Annotated in this window: 22 protein-coding genes; 10 read left to right on the top strand and 12 right to left on the bottom strand. The window is 74.5% G+C overall.

What is annotated here, in order from left to right:
• Window positions 1-17 precede the first annotated feature (17 nt).
• The 4 genes from OSR43_RS11010 (at window position 18) to OSR43_RS11025 (ending at window position 4812) form a co-directional block, all read left to right on the top strand.
• Window positions 18-1535 (top strand): DUF1800 domain-containing protein, encoded by a 1518-nt coding sequence (locus tag OSR43_RS11010; RefSeq protein ID WP_302266621.1) that lies wholly within the window; start codon window positions 18-20, stop codon window positions 1533-1535.
• Between the two features lie 5 nt (window positions 1536-1540).
• Window positions 1541-2803, top strand: a complete 1263-nt coding sequence (locus tag OSR43_RS11015) for a DUF1501 domain-containing protein (RefSeq protein WP_302266622.1) — start codon at window positions 1541-1543, stop codon at window positions 2801-2803.
• A gap of 46 nt (window positions 2804-2849) precedes the next feature.
• Entirely contained in the window at window positions 2850-3899 is a 1050-nt protein-coding gene (locus OSR43_RS11020) for a hypothetical protein (RefSeq protein WP_302266623.1), read from the top strand.
• A gap of 70 nt (window positions 3900-3969) precedes the next feature.
• Window positions 3970-4812: an alpha/beta hydrolase-fold protein gene (locus OSR43_RS11025; protein ID WP_302266624.1), complete on the top strand. Its 843-nt coding sequence runs from the start codon at window positions 3970-3972 to the stop codon at window positions 4810-4812.
• On the opposite strand, the gene OSR43_RS11030 is transcribed toward OSR43_RS11025, so the two are convergent.
• From OSR43_RS11030 to OSR43_RS11055, 6 genes are all read right to left on the bottom strand, one after another.
• Window positions 4809-5996: a mechanosensitive ion channel family protein gene (locus tag OSR43_RS11030; RefSeq protein ID WP_302266625.1), complete on the bottom strand. Its 1188-nt coding sequence runs from the start codon at window positions 5994-5996 to the stop codon at window positions 4809-4811. The two genes, OSR43_RS11025 and OSR43_RS11030, sit on opposite strands and share 4 nt — an antisense overlap.
• A gap of 132 nt (window positions 5997-6128) precedes the next feature.
• Window positions 6129-6353: a hypothetical protein gene (locus tag OSR43_RS11035; RefSeq protein ID WP_302266626.1), complete on the bottom strand. Its 225-nt coding sequence runs from the start codon at window positions 6351-6353 to the stop codon at window positions 6129-6131.
• A gap of 331 nt (window positions 6354-6684) precedes the next feature.
• Window positions 6685-6828, bottom strand: a complete 144-nt coding sequence (locus OSR43_RS11040) for a hypothetical protein (RefSeq protein ID WP_302266627.1) — start codon at window positions 6826-6828, stop codon at window positions 6685-6687.
• Window positions 6829-6833: 5 nt separating this feature from the next.
• Window positions 6834-7589 carry a spermidine synthase gene (locus tag OSR43_RS11045; protein WP_302266628.1) on the bottom strand — a complete coding sequence of 252 codons (756 nt, stop codon included), beginning with the start codon at window positions 7587-7589 and terminating at the stop codon, window positions 6834-6836.
• Entirely contained in the window at window positions 7586-7921 is a 336-nt protein-coding gene (locus tag OSR43_RS11050; RefSeq protein ID WP_302266629.1) for a YnfA family protein, read from the bottom strand. Before OSR43_RS11050 ends, OSR43_RS11045 begins: the two co-directional genes overlap by 4 nt.
• Window positions 7918-8325 carry an ankyrin repeat domain-containing protein gene (locus tag OSR43_RS11055; RefSeq protein WP_302266630.1) on the bottom strand — a complete coding sequence of 136 codons (408 nt, stop codon included), beginning with the start codon at window positions 8323-8325 and terminating at the stop codon, window positions 7918-7920. Before OSR43_RS11055 ends, OSR43_RS11050 begins: the two co-directional genes overlap by 4 nt.
• A 43-nt stretch (window positions 8326-8368) precedes the next feature.
• Between OSR43_RS11055 and OSR43_RS11060 the strand changes: the two genes are divergently transcribed.
• Window positions 8369-8629 carry a hypothetical protein gene (locus OSR43_RS11060; RefSeq protein WP_302266631.1) on the top strand — a complete coding sequence of 87 codons (261 nt, stop codon included), beginning with the start codon at window positions 8369-8371 and terminating at the stop codon, window positions 8627-8629.
• Between the two features lie 4 nt (window positions 8630-8633).
• Window positions 8634-9122, top strand: a complete 489-nt coding sequence (locus tag OSR43_RS11065) for a dual specificity protein phosphatase family protein (protein WP_302266632.1) — start codon at window positions 8634-8636, stop codon at window positions 9120-9122.
• Window positions 9123-9149: 27 nt separating this feature from the next.
• On the opposite strand, the gene OSR43_RS11070 is transcribed toward OSR43_RS11065, so the two are convergent.
• A complete protein-coding gene (locus tag OSR43_RS11070; RefSeq protein WP_302266633.1) occupies window positions 9150-10124 on the bottom strand; it encodes a phosphotransferase enzyme family protein in 975 nt (324 codons plus the stop codon).
• Between the two features lie 164 nt (window positions 10125-10288).
• Between OSR43_RS11070 and OSR43_RS11075 the strand changes: the two genes are divergently transcribed.
• Together OSR43_RS11075 and OSR43_RS11080 are read left to right on the top strand one after the other, a co-directional pair.
• The gene (locus OSR43_RS11075) at window positions 10289-10576 is read left to right on the top strand and encodes a DUF1330 domain-containing protein (RefSeq protein ID WP_302266634.1); all 288 of its coding nucleotides are present in this window, start codon (window positions 10289-10291) and stop codon (window positions 10574-10576) included.
• 95 nt (window positions 10577-10671) lie between these two features.
• Window positions 10672-11676 (top strand): lytic transglycosylase domain-containing protein, encoded by a 1005-nt coding sequence (locus OSR43_RS11080; protein ID WP_302266635.1) that lies wholly within the window; start codon window positions 10672-10674, stop codon window positions 11674-11676.
• Between the two features lie 18 nt (window positions 11677-11694).
• Here the strand turns inward: OSR43_RS11080 and OSR43_RS11085 are convergent, their stop codons facing one another.
• The 4 genes from OSR43_RS11085 to OSR43_RS11100 form a co-directional block, all read right to left on the bottom strand.
• The gene (locus OSR43_RS11085) at window positions 11695-13308 is read right to left on the bottom strand and encodes a hypothetical protein (protein WP_302266636.1); all 1614 of its coding nucleotides are present in this window, start codon (window positions 13306-13308) and stop codon (window positions 11695-11697) included.
• A gap of 308 nt (window positions 13309-13616) precedes the next feature.
• The gene (locus OSR43_RS11090; RefSeq protein ID WP_302266637.1) at window positions 13617-13991 is read right to left on the bottom strand and encodes a helix-turn-helix transcriptional regulator; all 375 of its coding nucleotides are present in this window, start codon (window positions 13989-13991) and stop codon (window positions 13617-13619) included.
• Between the two features lie 140 nt (window positions 13992-14131).
• Window positions 14132-14890, bottom strand: coding sequence for an aquaporin Z (gene aqpZ, locus OSR43_RS11095; RefSeq protein ID WP_302266638.1), 759 nt, complete (start codon window positions 14888-14890; stop codon window positions 14132-14134).
• 1027 nt (window positions 14891-15917) lie between these two features.
• A complete protein-coding gene (locus OSR43_RS11100; RefSeq protein WP_302266639.1) occupies window positions 15918-16526 on the bottom strand; it encodes a helix-turn-helix domain-containing protein in 609 nt (202 codons plus the stop codon).
• Between the two features lie 67 nt (window positions 16527-16593).
• On the opposite strand from OSR43_RS11100, the gene OSR43_RS11105 reads away from it, so the two are divergent.
• Window positions 16594-17856, top strand: coding sequence for an MFS transporter (locus OSR43_RS11105; protein WP_302266640.1), 1263 nt, complete (start codon window positions 16594-16596; stop codon window positions 17854-17856).
• A 1238-nt stretch (window positions 17857-19094) separates the two neighbouring features.
• On the opposite strand, the gene OSR43_RS11110 is transcribed toward OSR43_RS11105, so the two are convergent.
• A complete protein-coding gene (locus OSR43_RS11110; RefSeq protein WP_302266641.1) occupies window positions 19095-19376 on the bottom strand; it encodes a hypothetical protein in 282 nt (93 codons plus the stop codon).
• 380 nt (window positions 19377-19756) lie between these two features.
• Between OSR43_RS11110 and OSR43_RS11115 the strand changes: the two genes are divergently transcribed.
• Window positions 19757-19972, top strand: coding sequence for a hypothetical protein (locus tag OSR43_RS11115; protein WP_302266642.1), 216 nt, complete (start codon window positions 19757-19759; stop codon window positions 19970-19972).
• The last annotated feature ends 559 nt before the right edge of the window (window positions 19973-20531 follow it).

Here is a 20531-nt window from a genome sequence, read left to right on the forward strand (position 1 = left end):
AGAGCCGGAGCCCGCCCGTGACCGACGCCGCGACCACCGCGACCCCACGCAGTGCCGCGTCCGCCGGGTCGACGTACCGACCGGCCCGCTACCCCGGCGCTCCCCTGCTCGGCACCCAGGCGCGGCACCTGGTCACGCGGTTCTCGTACGGCGTGACGCCTGCGCTCGCCGCGGAGGTGCGCGCAGCCGGAGGCGCCCAGCGGTGGTTCCAGCGCCAGCTGCAGCCGGACGCCGTGGCGGACCGCGCCGGCGCCGGCCTGCGTCAGTGGTGGCCCAGCCTCGACCGGCGGCCCGAGGACCTCTGGGAGCGCCAGGTGGCCGAGGTCGAGGGCGGCTGGGAGGTCATGGAGGACTACGCGCGCTGGGCGCTCCTGCGGCGGATGACGTCGCGGCGCCAGGTGCTCGAGGTGATGACCGAGCTGTGGGAGAACCACTTCAACGTGCCGGCCTCCGGGGACGCGCAGTTCACCCACCGCGTGTCGTACGGCGACACGATCCGCACCCACGCCCTGGGCCGCTTCGAGGACCTGCTGCACGCGGCGGTCACCCACCCGGCGATGGGCATCTTCCTCGACAACGCGGTGTCGACCGCCAAGCACCCCAACGAGAACCTCGGCCGTGAGCTCCTGGAGCTGCACACCGTCGGCCGCGGGCAGTACGACGAGGACGACGTGAAGGCCTCGGCCCGGATCCTCACCGGCTACCGCGTGGACATGTGGGACACCTGGGCGGCCACGTACTCGCCGCGGGACCACTGGGTCGGCCCCGTGCGCGTCATGGGCTTCAGCGACGCCAACGCCGACCGCGACGGCCGGGCGGTCGTGCGCCGCTACCTCTCCTACCTCGCCCACCACCCCGCGACGGCCCAGCGCGTCGCACGCCGGCTCGCGGTGAAGTTCGTGCGCGACGACCCGCCGCAGGCGCTGGTGGACCGCCTCGCCCGCGTCTACCTCGATGCGGGCACGGAGATCCGGCCGGTCCTGCGGGCCCTCGTCGCGACCCCGGAGTTCAAGGCCTCGGTCGGCAGCAAGGTGCGCGACCCCGGTGAGGACCTCGTCGCGACCTACCGGGCCCTGCGGGCGAGGATCACCCGCGTCACGGGCGCGAAGGCCGAGGAGCAGGCCGCCCGGGCCGTCCTGTGGCAGGTCGGCAGCCTCGGCACGAGCCCCTTCTCCTGGCCCCGCCCCGACGGCCAGCCGATCGACAGCGAGTCGTGGTCGTCCCCGTCGCGGGTGCTGGCCTCGATGGACCTGCACTGGACCCTCGCGGGCGGCTGGTGGCCCAAGGTGGGCGTCGCCTACCGCACGCCGCGCCAGTGGCTCCCGCGCAAAAAGCTGCGCTTCGACCTGCTGGTCGACCACCTCAGCCAGGAGCTGCTGCACCGCCGCTCGACCGCCACGCTGCTGCGCGCCTGCTGCGAGGCGTGCGTGGTCGCTCCCGGCGAGGTGATCAGCGCCGACCACGGCCTGGTGAAGTGGGACTTCCACCGGCTGCTGGGCACGATCCTCGACTCCCCCGCCCACATGACCCGGTGACCACCATGACCTCCTCCCCCACCCCGTCCTCGAGCGCTGCTCCGTGCTGCGCGGAGTTCGCCCGGCTCTCCCGCCGCGGCCTCCTCGGCGCGCTCGCCCTGGCCGGCACCGCCACCGCGGTCGGCTCCGCCGTCGTCACCGCCTCCCCGGCGCGGGCGGCGTCGGCCGACTCGGTGCTGGTCGTGCTGTCGCTGCGGGGGGCCGCCGACGGCCTGTCGCTGGTCGTGCCGCACGGCGACCCCGTCTACTACGCCGCCCGGCCCCGGATCGCGGTGCCCGCGGCCAGCCTGCTGGCCAAGGACGACATGTTCGGCCTGCACCCGGGCCTCGCCCCGCTGCTGCCGCTGTGGCGGTCGGGACGACTCGCCGCCGTGCAGGCCACCGGGCTCCCGGCCCCCAACCGGTCGCACTTCGCCGCGATGGAGGAGGTCGAGGACGCCAACCCCGGCTCGGCGACCCGGCAGGGCTGGCTCAACCGGCTCATCGGCACCGACGCCAACCGCTCGCCGCTGCAGGCCGTCGGCATCGGCGGCGGTGTGCTGCCGACCAGCCTGTACGGCGCGGAGCCGGTCATGTCGACCGGCGACGTCGACTCGGTGGCGGTGCCGGGCGACGACAAGTGGGACACCGCCGGCGGGCGCGTCCGGTCGCTGCACACGATGTGGGACGGCGACGCCGGGCCGCTGGGGCGCGCCGTGCGCTCGGCGTTCTCCGCGGTGGACGCCTTCGGGCCGGCCCGGGAGACCCCCGACCACTCCGCGGCGTACCCCCGCTCCGACCTCGGCCGCGCGCTGGCGCAGGTCGCCCGCATCGTCCGCGGGGACGTGGGCGTCGAGGTCGTCACCGTCGACCAGGGCGACTGGGACATGCACTCCGACATCGGCACGCTGCAGGGCGGCCGGATGCGCCACAACGTCGAGGACCTCGCCGCCTCGGTCGCGGCGCTGTTCGCCGACCTCGGGCCGCTGGCCGACAAGGTGACGCTGGTGACGATCAGCGAGTTCGGGCGGCGGGTCGTGGAGAACGACAGCCACGGGCTCGACCACGGCTACGGCAACGTCATGCTGCTCGCCGGCGCCGGGGTCAAGGGCGGCCGGTACCACGGGACGTGGCCGGGGCTGACGAACACCCTGGACGCCGACCTGCTGGTGACCACCGACTACCGCAGCGTGCTCGCCGAGGTGGTCTCGACGCGGTTCGGCGCCTCGACCGCCCGGGTGTTCCCGGGCTTCCGGCCCGAGCAGGTGGGCGTGATGACCTCGCTGTGAGCGGGCCGCTGGACGAGAACGTGTTCCACCCGCCACAGTGACGACCGTGCGCGTCGTCCAGTGGGCCACCGGCGGGGTCGGCAAGGCCGCGATCGAGACCCTGCTCCTCCATCCCGAGCTCGAGCTGGTGGGCTGCTGGGTGCACTCCCCCGACAAGCACGGCCGTGACGTCGGCGAGCTGATCGGCCGCGACCCGATCGGGGTCACCGCGACGACGAGCCTCGACGACGTCCTCGCCCTCGAGGCCGACTGCGTCGTCTACTGCCCGCTGGTGCCCGACCGCGACGAGGTGGCGACGCTCCTGCGCTCGGGGGCGAACGTCGTCACGCCGGTCGGCTGGTTCTACCCCTCCGAGCGCAGCGGGGCCCCGTTGGCGGCGGCCTGCGCCGAGGGCGGCACGACCCTCCACGGCACCGGCATCAACCCCGGCGGGATCACCGAGCTCCATCCGCTGGTGTTCTCCGCGCTGTCCTCGGCCGTGACGTACGTGCGCGGGGAGGAGTTCTCCGACATCCGCACCTACGGCGCGCCCGACGTGGTCCGCGACATCATGATGTTCGGGGGCCCGCCCGCGGAGGCGATGGGCGGCCCGATGCTCGGGCTGCTCTCGAGCGGCTTCGTGCAGTCGGTCCGGATGTGCCTGGACACCCTCGGCTTCAGCGCCGACGCCGAGATCAGCACCTCCCAGGAGGTCGCCGTGGCGACGGCACCGATCGACTCCCCCGTCGGCACCATCGAGCCGGGTCGCGTGGCCGGGCAGCGGTTCATGTGGGAGGCGGCCGTCGGGGAGCAGGTGGTGGTCCGGGTCGCGGTCAACTGGCTGATGGGCGAGGAGCACCTCGACCCGCCGTGGACCTTCGGCCCGGAGGGCGAGCGCTTCGAGGTCGAGGTCCAAGGCGACCCACCGGCGTTCGTCACGATCAAGGGCTGGCAGCCGTCGACGGTCGCGGAGGGACTGGTCCGCAACCCCGGCGTCGTGGCCACCGCCGCGCACTGCGTCAACTCGGTCCCGTACGTCGTCGCGGCCGAGCCCGGGATCAGGACCTACCTCGACCTGCCGCTGGTCGCCGGCCGGGCCCACCCCGACCTCAGGTAGCGCCGAGACCCGCCCTGCCGGGCGGGTCGTGCCCCTGGCGCCGTCCTCGCCGATCCGGTAGACCACCGGCATGGTGGACCGTCCGCGCGACCGGCCGGCGCCGCGGCTCGGCCGGCGGCGCCTGGTCGCGGGCGCCGGCGCGGCTGCTGCGGCCGCTGCCGCCGGCGTCGCCGGGTGGGAGCTGGCGCCGCCCTCGTTCACGGCGCGGGTCCAGGCGCAGCTCGGCATCGAGCCGGATGCCTTCGTCCCCGACGCCCCGGAGGGCCAGGTGCGTCTCGAGCGGGTGTCCTCGGACGCGATGGGCCCGGTCGACCTGTTCACCGCGGTGCCCGCCGGCCACGGCGACGGCGCCGGCCTGCCCGTCGTCGTCGTCCTCCACGGCGCGAGCGCCTCGGCCGACCAGCTGAGGGGCTTCGGCCTCGCGCGGTTCGTGACCGCCGCCGCCGAGGCCGGCTCCCCGCCGTTCGTGCTCGCCGGCACCGACGACGGACCCGCGGGATGGGTGCCCTCCGGCGGGAGCGACCCGCAGCGGATGCTGCGCGAGGAGCTGCCCCGGTGGCTGGAGGACCGCGGCTACGACGCCGGCCGCCGGGCGCTCTGGGGCTGGTCCCGCGGTGGGTACGGCGCCCTGCGCCTCGTCCTGGTGGAGCCGGGATGGGCCGCCGCGCTGGCCCTGTTCAGCCCGGCTCTCGGCGAGGACGACCCCGTGCTGGCGGACCTCGGGCCGCTGGCCGGCGTGCCGTGGGGCCTGTGGTGCGGGGCCTGGGACGCGTTCCGCGGCGGCTCCGAGGCGCTCGCCGCAGCCGCTCCGACCGCCCCCGACCCCTGGGTCGCCGGCGACGGCGGCCACACCCGGGCCTACTGGAACGGGCACACGCTGGCGGCCTTCGCGCACCTGGCGCGTCGCCTCTAGGGATCCGCGTCCGGACGCCTGTCCGCCTCGTCCTCCCCCTCCTCCTCGGGCCGCCCACCGCGCCGCTCGGCGCGCGCGTCGGCCGCCTCGTCCCCGTGGAAGAGCCCGCTGTGCCGGTCCTCGCTCTCCGCGTCCCGGACCCGGGGACCGGGACCGGGCTCGCCGACGAGCTGGACGCGCTGGCGCGGCAGCCCGGCGTCGCCGTGCTCGCGCACCCAGGCGACCAGGTGCTCGCGCACGAGGCACCGCAGGTCGAACAGGCGGGCCGCGTCGCTGGCGGTGACGAGCGCGCGCAGGCGCACCCAGCCGCCGACGGCGTCGGTCACCTGGAGCACCTTCACCCGGCCGTCCCAGAGGTCGGTGCTCTCGAGGACGCGGTCCAGCTCGGTGCGCATCGCGTTCACGTCGACCCTCCAGTCGACGTCGAGCTCGACCGAGCCGAGGAGCTCGGAGCTGTGCCGAGTCCAGTTCTGGAACGGCGTGCTGGTGAACCAGGTGCACGGCAGGACGAGCCGCCGGTCGTCCCAGGCCCGCACGACGACGTAGCTGAGGGTGATCTCCTCGATCCAGCCCCACTCCTCGTCGACGATCACGACGTCGTCGATCCGCACCGCGTCGCTGAACGCCAGCTGGAGGCCGGCGAAGACGTTGCTCAGGGTGCTCTGGGCCGCGACGGCCGCCACGACGCTGATCAGGCCGGCCGAGGCCAGGAGGCTCGCGCCGACGGCCTCCACCCCCGGGAAGCTCAGCAGCACCGACCCGGTGACGATGACGACGCCGGCCGCGATCGTGAGCCGCCGGATGATCAGCACCTGCGTGCGGAGCCGGCGCGCGTGCCGGTTGTCGGGGACGTCGGTCCGGTTGCGGCGCAGGCCTAGGTCCTCGACGAAGAGGACCGCCGCGGTCAGCAGCCAGCCGACCGCGCCGATCGTGAGGACCTGCTCGACCTGGTGCAGCCACCCCCAGTCCCCGTCGGCGGAGCGCTCGAAGCGGTCGAGCGCGGGCCGGAGGGCGAGGACGAGCACGAGCACCCGGAAGGGGAACCGGACCACCCGGTGCAGGTGCGCCGCGGGCTCCCAGCGCCGACCGAGCAGGGAGGCGGCCAGCCAGGAGAGGACGATGACGACGAGGGCGACAGCGAGCGCCACCCCGGCCGCCCCCAGCTCGTCGGTCCAACGCGTCATCGCGCCGCCCGGGAAGGGCTCACCACCGGCAGGTCACAGCGCGATGATCGCGATGATGATCGCGGTCACCACCAGCGACAGCAGCAGCGAGCCGAAGCAGCCCAACCGGTTGCTGAAGAAGAGGAACACCGATCACTCGCCGCCGTCCGCGTCGGCGACGTCCGGCGCGTTCTTGGAGGGTTGGGCGTCCTGGTCCTCGGTGCCGGGGTCGCCGCCCTCCGCCGCGCCGTCCACCGAGGGCCCGTCCACGCCGGCGTCAGCGTCGGCGTCCACCGAGGCGGGCCCGGTGAGCGGCGGCTCGGCGTCCTGGTCGTGCCCGTACGACGGCTGGGGGTCGGTGCTGCTCGAGTCGGTCATGACGGGTCGGTACCCCACGCCCCGCCGCGGCATCAGTCGCCCCTCCGGGTGAGGTACGACGCCATCCACGCCGGGCACCTCTCCCCGGCAGCACCCCCGAGCCGCGCACCCCGCCGCTCGGCCACCGAGAAGGAGCACCCCCTGTGAAGCGAGCACTCATGCTCTACGTCGTCCGGCTCCTGTGGGCCGGTCCGCAGCGCAGCGGCAACTGACGCCCGCGGGCCGACGCCGGTACCCGGTCGACCACGACACGAGGCCGTCCCCTGGCGGGGACGGCCTCGTCGTGGATCCGGGCCGGGCGCCGGCAGCGCCCGGGGTGGTGGTCGGTCGGTCAGCGCTTGCCGGACCCGCCGGAGCGCCGGGCCTTCGCCTGGTCCACCGCCGACTTGATCCGGGCCTGGTTCTCGGGCTTGCGGGCCTCGCTGTACACCTTCTTGGCGACACCGAGCAGGGCCGCCGTCCTCATGATCTTCATGCCGGTCAGGTACCCCGTCCGCCGCCGAACGAGTCGCTCACCCGGTCGTGACCCAGCACTCGTGCCGCCAGCGGGCCACCCGCGGCCCGCGCGGCCAGGGCCTCGGCGAGCGAGTCGTCCGGCCCCGCCACCACGGTGAGGTTGCCGGCCCGCCGGGCCCGCAGCGTGGCCGGCTCGGCCGCGACCAGCGTGCGGGCGAAGACCGACCGCAGCCCGGCGACCGCGTCGCGGGTGGCCGCGAACGGCGCCCGGTCGCTGAGGTTGAGCAGGAACCAGCCGCCGGGGACCAGCACCCGCGCGACGTCGGCGAAGAACGCGGTGGTCACCAGCTCGGCGGGGACCCGCCCGGCGTCGTACGCGTCCAGCACGACCATGTCGGCGCAGTCGTCCCGGAGCGCGGCGATCCCGGTGAGCCCGTCGGTCGGCCGCACGCGGATGCCGCTGCGGCGCGGCAGCGGCAGCCGCTCGCGGACGAGGGCGGTCAGGGTCTCGTCCGGCTCCAGCACGACCTGCCAGGACCCGGGACGGGTCGCGGCGACGTACCGCGGCAGCGTCAGGCCCGCGCCGCCGACGTGCACGACGCGGGTCGGCTCCCCGGCGGGGCGGTGGAGGTCCACGACGTCCCCGAGGCGGCGCACGTAGTCGAAGGCGAGGTGCGTGGGGTCGGCGAGGTCGACGTGGGACTGGTCGCGGCCGTCGAGGCGCACCAGCCAGGAGTCGGTGCGGTCGCCCGGGACGACCTCGCGGTGGGTGCCGGTCACGACGGGCGTGGGGCGTACATGATGACCGCGACGCCGACCAGGCACAGCAGGGCGCCGCCCACGTCGTACCGGTCGGGCCGGAAGCCGTCCACGACCATCCCCCACGCGAGCGACCCGGCGACGAAGACCCCGCCGTACGCCGCGAGGATGCGGCCGAAGCTCGCGTCCGGCTGAAGGGTCGCCACGAACCCGTAGGCCCCCAGCGCGACCACCCCGGCACCGATCCACAGCCAGCCGCGGTGCTCGCGGACCCCCTGCCACACCAGCCAGGCGCCGCCGATCTCGGCCAGCGCGGCGAGGCCGAAGAGGAGCAGCGAGCGGACGACGCTCATGCGCCCTCCCCCCGCAGCAGGGCGGTCATCTCGGGCAGCTCGAACACCTCGGCGACCGCGTACCCGGACTGCCGGCCGAGCGTCGGGTCCGCGCCCGCCCCGAGGAGCCGGGTGACGACGTCGGCGCGTCGGCGGAACACCGCCGCGCCCAGGGCGGTCTGGCCGCGGTCGTTGACCCGGGAGTGGTCCGCGCCGCGCTCGAGCAGCCCCGCCACGAGGTCGACGTGGACGTGGTACGCCGCGAGCAGGAGGAGGGTGTCCCCCGAGCTGTTCGTCAGGTCGACCGGCAGGCCGGCGTCGACGTGCTCGAGGAGCAGCGGGTCGCCGGCGCGCGCGAGGTCGAGCATCGACTGCAGGAACGACAGCTCCTCGTCGGTCAGCCCCTGGCCCGGCCCGTCGCTCATGCGGGCCACGGTAGCGACGCGCGCGGCGGGGTAACGGGGCGCCATGAGCGAACAGCCCGAACGTCCCGCCCAGCCGGGCACCGAGACCCACGTCGCCAAGGAGGTCGTCGCGGACGTGCAGGCGGCGCTCGACGCCACCTTCAACGCCCGCGGGGGCGGCGCCGCCCAGGAGGCCGAGGTCCACCTGCGCGACCAGCTCGAGCAGCGCGGTGTCCTGGACCGGCTCTCCGGCGCGTGGGTCGCGCAGGCCGCCGGCCGCATCGCCGACGGCGAGCCGGTGGCCGCCGAGCCCGGCGACGCGTGAGCGCATGAGCACGATCAGCTGGACGACCGACCCGGTCGACCTCCCGGGCGTCGACCCCGCAGACCCGCCCAGCGAGCTGGTCGCTGACCGGCTGTGGCACGGCGGCTGCCCCGTCGACTTCGGCTGGGCACGCGCCACGGGCATCGACGTGGTCCTCGACCTCGCCGACGCCGACGCCCATCCGCCCGCCGCGGAGATCGACGGGCTGATCTACCTCAAGTGCCCGCTGGTCGACCACGACACGCTCCCCGACGAGGGCCTGACGCTGCGCCTGGCTGCGTTGGTCGCGGGCCTGGTCGAGGACGGGCACCGGGCCCTGGTGCACTGCACCTTCGGACGCAACCGGTCGGGCCTGATGGCGACGCTCGTGGTCCGGGAGCTGCTCAGGCTCACCGGCGCCGACGCCCTCGCCCACGTCCGCGCCCGCCGTGACCGGGTGGCCAACAACACGGCGTTCGAGGCCTGGCTGGAGTCGCTGCCGGCTCCGCGGTGAGTCCTGCTCACGGGGCGCCCGGCGAGGTCAGAGCGGGTGGCGCCAGTGCCGCAGCTCGGCGGGGAGCCAGCCGAGGTCGCGGCCGCGATGCCGGCAGTCCCAGATCCGGAACACCAGCCCGCCGAGCTCGGCCACCCGGTCCAGCAGCCCGAGCCCGGCCCACCCCCGCACGTCGTGGCCGTAGGCCCGGCAGAACGCGGCGTAAGTCGTGGCGTCGACCTCGCCGCTGCGCAGCCGCCGGGCGACCGGGGCGAGGTCCAGCTCGCGCGGGGCCACCGCTGCCCAGTCCAGGTCGATCAGCCGCGGGGCGGCGCCGTCGAGCAGCACGTTCGAGGGAGAGACGTCCCCGTGGACCGCGCCCCAGCCGAGCTCGGACCAGGTGGCCGCGACCGCCTCGAGGAGCACGTCGCGGGCACCGGCGAGGACCTCCGCCTGCTCCGCGGGCAGCGCGGCCGCCTGGGAGGCCACCCGCGAGAGCGGCTGCCACGGAGGCAGCGGCGCGCTCGCGTGGTCGTCGTGGAAGCGCCGCAGCAGGGCGCCCACCTCCGCCCACCCGACCGGGTCGGACGAGCCCAGCCAGGGCGCGACCGTGACCACCCCGTCCGGTGTCGACACCGGCGCCGCCACCGCGACCGCACCCGTCCGGCTGCCCCGCAGCCCGGCCCGGACCTGCTCGACGTGCGCCGGGTCGGTCCCGGGCGGGTAGACCTTGACCGCCCACGACCCGCACCGCAGGACGACGGTGGTGAGGGCGCTCACCGGCTCGAGGTCGCCCGCCCGGCGCCGGACCTGCGGCGGCAGGTGCGGCACCGCCGTGCGCCAGGCACGGACCGCCTCGGGGAGGCCCCACCCGGGGGCCGGCAGCGGGAGGGGCTCGGGTGCCGCGAGCCGGGTCCCCGGAGCGGGGCCGGCGGGGCCGGCGGGGACGGCGGGGACGGCGGGGACGGCGGGCTCGGCGGGGTCAGCGGGGTCAGCGGGCGCGACGGGCAGGGACGACGTCATGGCTCCTCGGGGCGGTGGACGGGGACCTCCCGGCCGACCCGTGGAGCGTCGGGGAATTCTGCACCGGTCCGGGCCCTCCCCGCCGCGGAACCGGCCGGGTGCCCGGTGTCCGCGGGCGTGAGGCGCGTCTCCCCCGCAGGTCGCGCCGTGGGACGATTCCCGGCATGGCGGCCTACTGGATCAGCACGTACGTCGAGGTGACCGACGAGGAGAAGCTCGCGGCGTACGCAGCCCTCGCCGGGCCCGCGCTCGAGGGCGCGGGAGGGACGTTCCTCGCCCGCGGGCTCCCCGAGCAGGTGTACGAGGCCGGGCGGAGCACCCGGACCGTCCTCATCGAGTTCGCCTCCGTCGAGGCCGCGGTCGCCGCGCACGACGGGTCGGCCTACCAGGAGGCGCTGGCCGCCCTCGGCGACGGCGCCGTGCGCGACCTGCGGATCGTCCCCGGCGCCTGAGGAGCCTCCGGGCCGCCTCCGGGCCGCCTCCGGGCCGCCTCCGGGCCGTCTCCGGCCGCTTCGCCGGGCTTGGGTCGATGCCTAGCCTGGTCGTGATGCGACGACCGGCGGTGGCCCTCGGTCTCGCTGCCGTCCTCGCGGTGGCGGGCTGCGGATCGGCGAGCGAGGACCCGGCCGTCCCCGACGCTGACCGGACCCGCCCGACGGGCTCCTCGGCGGCTGCTCCCGGCGGGCCCTCCTCCAGTGCCTCCCCTGGTGCCACCCCCGGTGCCACTCCCGATGACCCGGAGCTGCACCAGGCACTCGTGGCCGCGCTGGACGCGCCGCCCCAGCCCCCGCGGACCGCGGCCCGGCTCGTGGACGGGCTGGTCGCCGCGGAGCGGGCGATCGCCGACCCGGCCACGGCCCCGGACGTGCTGTCCGCGGCCGCGCACGTGCAGCAGGTGGCCTACCGGCGCCTCGGGCAGCGGCCGGCGTGGGACGCCGCGGTGCTGCGCAGCGTGCCGCGCGGGCTGCGGAGCACGGTCCGCGCCAACGTCGCCTCCCGCCGGGAGTTCCAGTCGATGAGCTCGACCCCCAGCGACACCTTGCCGGCCTGGCGGATCGTCGAGCCGGAGCCGGCCGACCGGCTGCTCGCCCACTACCGGGCCGCCGAGCGCCGGTTCGGTGTGGACTGGGAGTACCTGGCCGCCATCAACCTCGTCGAGACCGCCATGGGGCGCATCCGGGGCACGTCGGTCGCCGGTGCACGGGGGCCGATGCAGTTCATCCCGGCGACGTGGGCGCAGTACGGGCGCGGGGACATCGAGGACGCGGGCGACGCGGTGATGGCCGCGGCCCGCTACCTCGACGCACGAGGGTTCACCCGGCCCGGTGGCCGGGCCCGTGCGCTGTACGCCTACAACAACCACCCGGCGTACGTCCGCGGCGTCACCCGGCTCGCGGAGGTCATGCAGGACCGGCCCCGCGCCTACCTCGGCTACCACCGCTGGCGGGTGTACTACCGCAGCGCCGCCGGCGACGTGCTGCTGCCCGTGGGCTACGAGCGCGAGCGGCCGGTACCGGTGCGCCGGTGGCTGGCGCGCCGGTCCGGCGGCTGAGCGCGAGCGCGAGGCGGCTCAGCAGGCGGCGTACGGCGCGCGGGCCACCGCGGCGCCGGAGGTGACCTGCTTGCCGCGCGCGAGGGACCAGCTGCGCTGCCAGTCGGAGTCGACCTGCGCACCGTTCATCTCCGCCCTGCCGCCGACGAGGCTGAAGCGGGGCACGAGCCGGCGGCCGAGGTGCGCCTGGCCGCCGGTGACGGTGGCGACGGGCCTGCCGTCGACGAACCAGGTGGTGTGCTTCGGCGCGACCTCGACAGCCATGTTGAACGGCGTCTCGGCCAACCGCACGTCCGGCAGCCGGCGCGACCAGACCGCGCCCGCGCGCTGCGACCGCACCCCGACGCCCACGCCGGACGACCCCATGGTGACGTCGGCGACGACGACCGACTCGGGCGGGCACTCGGTCACCTCGGTGCCCTCGGGGACGAGGTCGAGACGGAAGCGGAACGGACGCGGCCCGCCCTCCCAGGCGTGGCCCTGGAGCCGGAACTCCCAGCGCCCGGTCGAGCGGCTGTTGCCGCGCAGGGTGGCGGTCGTCGTGCCGCGGTCGCCGGTGCCGCCGTGCTTGAGCTTGCTCTGCAGGACGAGCCCGCCGTTGAACGGCGTCGCGCGGCCGGTGCCGTCGGAGGTGTCGAGCCAGGTCCCGCGGCGCTGGGTGCCCTTCGACGGCGGGGACGTGAGGTCCTGGCCGCGCTCCCAGGCGAAGTCGAACAGCGTCGAGCCCCAGCGGTAGCGCTCGCTCGCCGTGGGACGCACCGCGCTGCGACTGGGCGCGACGGCGCGGGGCGCGGGGACGACCGGGGTCGGGCGCGGCAGCACCTCGCCCAGGCCGAGGACCGAGAAGTACGCCGGGAACGAGGCGTACCAGCCGATCCGGTTCCGCCCGCGGTCCCAGCGCTCCTGCCGGGCCCGCAGGACCCGGTCGCCGAGCACCGGTGCGGTGACGCGGAACGTCGCGTGCCCGGCGCTGTCGGTGACGCCCTCCTGGATCGTGCGCCACCGGTTCCCGTCGTACCGCTCCTGGAGGAGCACGGTGCGGCCGGGGATCGGCGGCGGCGTGCCGAGCGCGGACCGCACGGCGGGGGTGGTGTCGGCGACGACGGTGAACGGCAGCAGCGGCGCGACGGCGTGGAACGGGGAGTCGGCATCGGCACCGCGCAGGGCGAGCGTGATCTCCTGGGGGCGGGCGTTGAACAGGCGCGAGCGGGTCGCGACCCCTCCCCCGGCGACGCGGTACTTGATGTCGAACATCGACGGCGCGGTGAAGGTGTAGTCGAAGCCACCTCGGGCGTCGGTGCGGAAGGCGGAGTCGGGGACGTCGAGCCACCGGTCGCCGGGACGGTTCATGTGCGACTGCAGGTGGACGGTGCGCCGGCCGGTGCGGCCGACGTTCCCCCGGAACCGGACCGCCTGGCCCGGCACGTAGACCGGCGGGGTGACGGTCAGCGTCGCGCGCCGCGCCGCCGGTGCGGGCGCTGCGGCCGACGGCACTGCGGCGGCGGTCGAACCACCGGAGGCGCTGGCGGAGGGGACGTCGACGGTCGTGGCGAGGGTCGGGACGAGGAGGGCCGCGGCGAGGGCCGCGAGGAGACGGTGGGAACGGTGGGGGCGGGGCGTGCGGGGGGTCACGCACGGGATTCTGAGGTCGACGCGGCCAGATCCCCGCACCCGTCCTCCGATCGGAGGATGCCCCCCGCCCGGCCGGGTCAGCAGTCGTACGACGGTGAGCCGATGCCCGGCGAGCCGGGACACCGGATGCCGCTGCGCGTAAGATGATCGAGTTAGCAGACTTCGGCGCAGACGTCCGGACAGGCACGGGAGGTGGCGGCGCGGTGCTCGCACGGTGGGGCTGGGACGCGGAGGACACCGTCGTGGTCGGGGCTTGGTTGGAGCTGTGCGCCGTGCTGTTCCTCTGGGTGTCGTGACCTCGTCCGGGCTCAGGGCCCGAGCAGGCCGATCACCGTCGCCCGGTCCACCGCCTGGCCGCGCGAGGAGACCCCCAGCTTGCGGTAGATGGCGGAGACCTCGGAGGCGACGGTGTTGCGGCACAGGTGCAGCCGCTGGGCGATGTCGGCGAGCCGCAGGTGGGTCGGGAGGTACGGCAGGAGCCGCAGCTCGGCCGGGGAGCGCGGAACGTCGGCGGGCGACTTTGCGCGGCCCGGCAGCACGTCGTCGATCTCGCGCAGCAGCTGCCGCACGCTGGACCGGTCGCCGCGCACCCAGCGGACCTGGGCGAGCTGGAGCCTGCTCCTGCACGCCAGCCACGGCGGCGAGCGCGGCGTCTCGGGAGGCGGTGTCGAGGCGGCCTCCACCCTCGGATCCGCTGGGGCCGCTGGTCACGGCCACGCCGTAGGCACGGTTCCGGCGGTCCTTGCGGGGTCGGAGGTCCCGGACGAACGGTCTTGTGGCGCCGTGGATCCCGCCCCGGACGGCCCGTCCGGTCGGCCCAGGCTCACCCCTCCGAGGCGTCCTCCAACGGCGTCGCCGGCTCGTCGCGCCCGAGCAGCGCGGCGTGCCCGACGCCGGCGATGGCGGCCCCCGCCAGCGGGGCGAGGATGAAGAGCCACAGCTGCGCGATGGCGTCACCGCCCGCGAAGAGCGCCGGGCCGATCGAGCGGGCCGGGTTCACCGACGTGTTGGTCACCGGGATGCTGACCAGGTGGATCAGGGTGAGCGTCAGCCCGATCGCCAGCGGGGCGAACCCCTTCGGGGCACGGGTGTCCGTCACCCCGAGGATGACGAGGAGGAAGACGGCGGTCAGCACGACCTCGATCACCAGCGCGGCCAGCAACGAGTACCCGCCGGGCGACCGGTCGCCGTACCCGTTGGAGGCGAAGCCCGAGCCGCTCGCCGAGAACTCCGGCTGGCCGGACGCGACGAGGTACAGGACGGCGGCGGCGACGACGGCGCCGACGACCTGGGCCACGACGTACGCCGGGACGTCCCTCCACGCGAACCGGCCGCCGGTCGCCAGCCCGATCGTGACGGCGGGGTTGAAGTGACCGCCGGAGAGGTGGCCCACGGCGTAAGCCATGACGAGCACGGAGAGCCCGAAGGCGAACGAGACCCCCAGGAACCCGATGCCGACGAGGACGCCGCCGGCCACGACCCCCGAGGCAAGCACGGCCGCGCCGCACCCGCCGAGGACGAGGACGAAGGTGCCGAGGAGCTCCGCCGTCAGGCGCTGGACCGTCGTGGTCGGGTCGACCATGGTCATCTCCTCACGGCCGGGGACGAGGGAGGTGGGCCGGCCGTCCCGCCAGCCTGGGCGGGCGCCCGCCGGTGCACATCCCCCAGAACAGATGAGACGCAGCGGCTCCGTCCGGGCTGCGCGGACCCGTCGTCCGAGGTCGAGGTCCCGCGGCGGCCTCGGGGAGGAGTCACGCCGGACCCGTTTGGACCGCCAACCCAGGTGGGACGCTCCGGTCGGGGCACCCACCGACGGGGCCCACGACGAGCAGGGAGAGCCGGATGACGAGGAACGGGAAGAACTACGGGCCGGGGGCGACCGCGTTCCTGGTGGTCGTCGTCATCTTGGCGGTCATCGTCATCGTCCTCTGACGAGGGCGCCAGCCGGATTGGGCACGCAGGCCGCTCGCGCGCGGCGATCGAGGGCATGCTGTCCAGATGCCGGAGTTTCGAGACGTCGAGGAAGCCGTTGCGCACCTCGCGCGCGTCGAGTCGCTCCCCTTCTCGATGTACGGCATCGGTGCTGCAGGTCACGAGATCCGGGTCGAGGTCGACCATCGGAGCGTGCACGAGGCGCGTGCCTGGTTCGACCGCCACCGGATCAGGCTCGCCGACGGGCGCGGCGTCCCGGTCGCGGTGGTCGGCCGCCGAGGTCCTTGCTGGACCACTGAGCCGGTAGGCGGCCCGCACGTGCGACCGACCGACATCGACCTCGCTGCCCTCGTGGGCTGCCCCGCTCAGCACGCCGCGGGGAGCGCCGGGCCTGAGGGCGGTTCTGGCCTACTCCCGCTTCGGGGAAGGATCCGCGCCTGGGCAGACCGCGGCGACGCGCGCGGCCAGCTCCGCGAATCAGCACCGGTTCTTGACGAGCGTCGCGCACAGTCGACATCGCCACCGGCCCAGCCCGCCTGTGCGGTCGAGGGCGCCGGACGCTGCTGGCTCCGGGTCGGGATCGTCGGCGCACTCGCGTGCAGGGACGTCGCCGTGCGCACGTCGGTCGCCCAGCCGCGTCGACTGCTCAGGGCCCGCGGCGCGGAGAACCGCCGGCGTCAGTCGTCCTCGTGTGTCGGGGCGGGCACGTCGGCCCGGTCCTGGGGTTCTGCCGCGCCGGGCATCGGCTGGATCAGCTGGTAGACCGAGTACGTCTGGCGGCCGTCGTCTGCACCCGCATGCGGACCCTGGGTGCGGCGCCGCCAGTGCTCGACCACGGCATTGATCTCCGACGACAGCTCGCGGGACTCCTCGGCCGTCAGCCGGACGGCGTGCTCCGAGACGCTCCTGGCGTGGTCTCCCCCGGGGGCGAGGGCCTGGTCGACCAGGTGATGACCCCAGGCGACGGCACTGCGCTGGAACACGGCGTACGCCGCCCTCCCTCCCGGTCGATCGAGCACGTCGCCGGTGCGGAAGTTGATGCCCTCCTCGTCGGCGAGCCGCCACACGCGGTCGCGGCGGTCGCGAGCCTCGTCGGGTGCCTCTTCGACCAGGCCGTACTTGGCGAGCTGGCGCAGGTGGAAGCTGGCCTGGTTCGCCGGCACGTCGAGCAGTCGAGCGATGTCGGCCGCACGCAGCGAGCCAGCGGCGGAAAGCTCGGACAAGATCCTGTTCCGAGTCGGGTGAGCGACCGCGCGGAGGATTCGAGGGTCGTCGTACGTCGCCATGGGGCCACCCTAAGGCGACCCGCACCGGGCATTGCGCACTATTCGTTGCGCACTATATGTTGCGAGCATGCCGGCCTACCGCACGCTCGCCCGCAATCACGACTTCCGCGCACTCTGGATCGGACAGACCGTCTCGGAAGTGGGCAGCCGGATGTCGATGTTCGTGTTCCCGCTGCTTGCCTACCTGCTCACCGGGTCCGCGCTCGTCGCTGCGGCAGCGGAGGCGCTCCACCTGCTCGGGCTGGCCGGCGCACTGCTGCCCGCCGGGGTGCTCGCGGACCGGGTGGACCGTCGACGGATCATGCGGGCGGCCAGCGGCGCCGGCGTGTGCCTCTACTCCTCGCTCGCCATCGCCGGTGCGCTCGGTGCACTGACCGTCCCGCACCTGATGGTGGTCGCGCTGCTCACCGGCGTCGGCGCTGGGGTGTTCATGCCCGCAGAGATCGCCGCCCTCCCTCTGGTGGTCACGCGCGAGGAGCTGCCGACCGCGCTCAGCCAAAATCAGGCGCGCCTCCACGTCGCGGCCCTGGTCAGTGCCCCGCTCGGTGGCCTGCTCCTGGGGGTCCTTCGGTGGTTGCCGTTCGCGGTCGACGCAGTCACCTTCGCGTTCTCGTGGGTGCTGCTGGGCCGACTGCACACCGACCTCTCCCCCACCTCCGCGAGCAGCGGCCGGCGGCGGCCGTGGGCGGAGCTGGCCGAGGGGGTGCGGTTCGTGTGGTCGCGGCCGTTCTTCCGGGTGCTGATGATGTGGAGCGCGCTGACGAACCTGGCTGTGAACGCACTGTTCTTCCTCGCCGTCCTGCGGCTCGTCGGCAGCGGCACCGACGCCGTCCACATCGGTCTCGTCGAGGCTGTTGCCGGGGCCGCTGGCATCACCGGGGCCGTGCTCGCGCCGTGGCTGGTCGAGCGGCTGGCGACCGGCCACCTGACCGTCGCCATCGCTTGGTCCTTCGTGCCCCTGGTCGTCCCGATGGCGCTGTGGAACGAGCCGCTCGTCGTCGCAGCCGCCCTCGGCACCGGCATGCTGCTCAACCCGGCGGGCAACGCCGGTATCGCGTCCTACCGGATCGCCGTCACTCCTCCCGAGCTGGTCGGCCGCGTGCAGTCGACCTCTCAGTTCGTGTCGATGTCCGCGATGCCGCTCGCGCCGTTGCTCGCGGGGGTGATGCTGGAAGCCTGGGGTGGCTCCGCGGCGATACTGGCGCTCGGTGCGTTCATCGTCGTCGTCGCGTGCCTGCCGACGTTCTCCCGATCCGTGCGCGCGGTGCCGCGACCGGCGGCGTGGGAGCGGTTCGTGGCGCCCGGGGCGGTCGCGTCGCCGGCGGCTTGAGCGCGCGGCCCCAGCGGGACAGCCGATGGGCGCCCCTCCCGGCTCCCCGCGGGCGATCCCCGTCGACATCACGCTGAAGGAAAACCCTGCCGCTCCCAGGTTCCGCTGGTCGCGCGAGCCGCCGAACAACCGCGGGTGGTGCACCCAGCAGAGACCCGCACCACGCGGCTAGTCGGTGCACTGGCCCCATGCACCAGCTGCCCACGTCCCAGCACCGGTGCGCCGGACCTCGACCTGCAGGACACGCGTTCCCTCCCCGTTGAGGAGGTCGACCACGCGCACCGCGCTCCGCGGCCCGCTGCCCACGTCGTGACCACGCGCCTGGGTCCGTAGCGACACGACGCTTCCGAGATCGGTACGGGCCAGCATCTCGTCCTGCAACGCCCGCCAGGTCCGAGCATGGGCCACATCGATGTAGTGGCTCACGCAGTCGTCTTGCGGGGTGGTGCCGCCACTCGAGCACGCGCTCACCGCAGCGATCACGAGGATGCCGACGGCATGGATCCGGGGTGGCACAGCCGATGGACGTCCGACATGCTGGAGGGGTTCCCCTGGACCATGCGTCCGTCCCGTGGAGCGCTGGCCGAGGCGTCACCGGGCGGGGTCACAACGCTGCGCGCCCACGTGCGGACCGCATCTTGGGGATAGACAGAGGGGGTCGCCGGTACGGCCTCCGGCCCGGTGACACTCTCGGGCGATGACCCACCGGTGCGCCACGGCCCTGCGCGGACTGGTCACTCTGGTGCTCGGCGTGCTGGCGCTGTGGGCGCTTCCGGGAGGCGGGCAACTGACGTTCGCAGGCACCGTGCTGGCCGGGACGGCGCTCCTCGGTCTCGTCACCTGGCGCGGTCGCGCGCTCTGGTACGTCCTCGGAGCCGGTCTGGTCGTCGCCGGTCTGTTCCTAGGACTCAAGGACGGGCCGTTCGGTGCCGCGACTACTGGCTACTGCGGCTCGCTCTTCTCGCCGGGCCACAGCGCCGCCGACGATGCTCCGCGCGGCACCTACGTCCGCTGTGAGGAAACCCGTCGAGAGCGCCTGCCCATCGTTGCCGGGCTTGGCCTCTTGGCGGTTGCTGCACTCGCTGCGTCCACTCACCAGCCCGAGATCCACCACCCCCGACATGCGTCACGCCGGACACGACCTGGGCCCGTCCGCCGCTCGTCCCGCGGGAAGAGAGCGGTCTGACCGCGCGGGGCCTGGTGCCTCGCCGTCGGCAGGCGCCTCGTCCGCGCGGGACCTAGCCCGCGCCGTCGGAGGACAGGCCAGGCACGCCCGGTGGCACGCGGTCCGCGGACGGGACGATGACCGGGTGCGACCTCCTGGCGAGCATCCGCTCCTGAGCCGCCCGTGCCTGCACGACGTCCTCGTCCCCCACACCATCGAGCGCGTCGAGCGTCCCGATCGTGCCCGTGGAGAGCGCCGCTCCGCTCGTGGACGCGTTTCCGTCCCCGCCGACGAGCCAGACCAGGCCGCGGGCGTCTCCCGGGTCGTGGCGTCCCTTCTCGGCGTCGTCGCGCACCAGCGCGATGGCGTACGTGAGCCGGTCGCCGGCCCGCCGTTGAGCCCAGTCGATGACCTGGAGCAGGTCAGCACCCGTGATGTCGAACGTCCAGGTGCTCCCGCCGGTCGACTCTGCGCCGCTGGCGTGCAGATAGACCCGGAACCGGGGCGCCGAGTCCTCTCACGAGGAGTCCCGCTCGTCGACTGCTTCCACCTCGATGCGGCCCCCAGCGGCAGCCTCCCACGGTGCACGGGCGGGCATCGGATGAGCATGCGGTTCGCCGTGCACGGGCGCCGCCGACCGGAGAGGTGTCGCCCTGGTTCTCTTCACCTTGGGCCTTGCCTGCGGTAGGAAGGGCGCCTGAGGAAACGGAGCCGCTCATGGCTGTAGTTGTGGGAATGGTCATCGCCATCGCGTCGATCTTGGGGATCGACTGGTACCGGTCCTCGCGCCTCAAGCGCGCGCTTGCGGAGAACCAGCACAACGACACGAAGTCCCTCACGCGGTCCGAGGCAGCCAACGCGGCCATGCTCAATCGTGCACAGCGCACGGCGGAGGCGTCCCACCCCGCCCAGACCGTCGGTGGACTCTCGATCGGCGACGGCTCGCACTAGCGAAAGGCACTCGGACCGACTTCCCGGACGGCTCCCGCGCGCACGCCGTCACCGCCGTGCGCCTGCCGGCCGGGATCGGCGGAGACGGTTGACCGCGGTGCCGTTGGTCGGAGTGGACCGCGGCGCAGCTCAAGCCTGACGTCCGTTGCACCCACACAGCCATCGGGCTGCGACCGCCACCCTCGTCGGCGGCTTGCTCGTCAAGCGGGAACAGTGCTCGACACCCAAATGCCGAACCGCCCCTGGCCTGCGTCTCCGCAGGTCAGGGGCGGTTCCTCGGTCGGGCTGACAGGATTTGAACCTGCGACCCCTTGACGTACGGCGCGTGGAAGTTGTCCGGCCGTCGTCCCTCCATGGTTCTTGACGATGTGTGCTGTGACCTGCGCTGTTACTAACGACGCGACTATGTGAGCCCTCGTCGGTGCTGACGCCTTGCGCTCCTTTTGGACGGTCCACGCTGGGGTTTTCGGGACATAAACGCGCCAGGACTCAAGTCCTACGGGTCTGTCGGCTCGCGGGTCTCGGCTCGGGGGCGTTCAAGGTCGCGGTTCGTTTCGCG

The organism is Nocardioides sp. Arc9.136 (assembly GCF_030506255.1).
In the GTDB taxonomy this organism is placed as follows: domain Bacteria; phylum Actinomycetota; class Actinomycetes; order Propionibacteriales; family Nocardioidaceae; genus Nocardioides.

Excerpts from the sequence above, each read along its gene's own strand:
- OSR43_RS11035 (WP_302266626.1), bottom strand. The coding sequence starts at position 6,353 with ATGACCGACTCGAGCAGCACCGACCCCCAGCCGTCGTACGGGCACGAC.
- OSR43_RS11115 (WP_302266642.1), top strand. The coding sequence starts at position 19,757 with ATGGTCATCGCCATCGCGTCGATCTTGGGGATCGACTGGTACCGGTCC.
- OSR43_RS11040 (WP_302266627.1), bottom strand. The coding sequence starts at position 6,828 with ATGAAGATCATGAGGACGGCGGCCCTGCTCGGTGTCGCCAAGAAGGTG.
- OSR43_RS11080 (WP_302266635.1), top strand. The coding sequence starts at position 10,672 with ATGCGACGACCGGCGGTGGCCCTCGGTCTCGCTGCCGTCCTCGCGGTG.
- OSR43_RS11055 (WP_302266630.1), bottom strand. The coding sequence starts at position 8,325 with ATGAGCGACGGGCCGGGCCAGGGGCTGACCGACGAGGAGCTGTCGTTC.
- OSR43_RS11060 (WP_302266631.1), top strand. The coding sequence starts at position 8,369 with ATGAGCGAACAGCCCGAACGTCCCGCCCAGCCGGGCACCGAGACCCAC.
- OSR43_RS11100 (WP_302266639.1), bottom strand. The coding sequence starts at position 16,526 with ATGGCGACGTACGACGACCCTCGAATCCTCCGCGCGGTCGCTCACCCG.
- OSR43_RS11105 (WP_302266640.1), top strand. The coding sequence starts at position 16,594 with ATGCCGGCCTACCGCACGCTCGCCCGCAATCACGACTTCCGCGCACTC.
- aqpZ (WP_302266638.1), bottom strand. The coding sequence starts at position 14,890 with ATGGTCGACCCGACCACGACGGTCCAGCGCCTGACGGCGGAGCTCCTC.
- OSR43_RS11065 (WP_302266632.1), top strand. The coding sequence starts at position 8,634 with ATGAGCACGATCAGCTGGACGACCGACCCGGTCGACCTCCCGGGCGTC.
- OSR43_RS11070 (WP_302266633.1), bottom strand. The coding sequence starts at position 10,124 with ATGACGTCGTCCCTGCCCGTCGCGCCCGCTGACCCCGCTGACCCCGCC.
- OSR43_RS11025 (WP_302266624.1), top strand. The coding sequence starts at position 3,970 with ATGGTGGACCGTCCGCGCGACCGGCCGGCGCCGCGGCTCGGCCGGCGG.
- OSR43_RS11030 (WP_302266625.1), bottom strand. The coding sequence starts at position 5,996 with ATGACGCGTTGGACCGACGAGCTGGGGGCGGCCGGGGTGGCGCTCGCT.
- OSR43_RS11075 (WP_302266634.1), top strand. The coding sequence starts at position 10,289 with ATGGCGGCCTACTGGATCAGCACGTACGTCGAGGTGACCGACGAGGAG.
- OSR43_RS11015 (WP_302266622.1), top strand. The coding sequence starts at position 1,541 with ATGACCTCCTCCCCCACCCCGTCCTCGAGCGCTGCTCCGTGCTGCGCG.
- OSR43_RS11050 (WP_302266629.1), bottom strand. The coding sequence starts at position 7,921 with ATGAGCGTCGTCCGCTCGCTGCTCCTCTTCGGCCTCGCCGCGCTGGCC.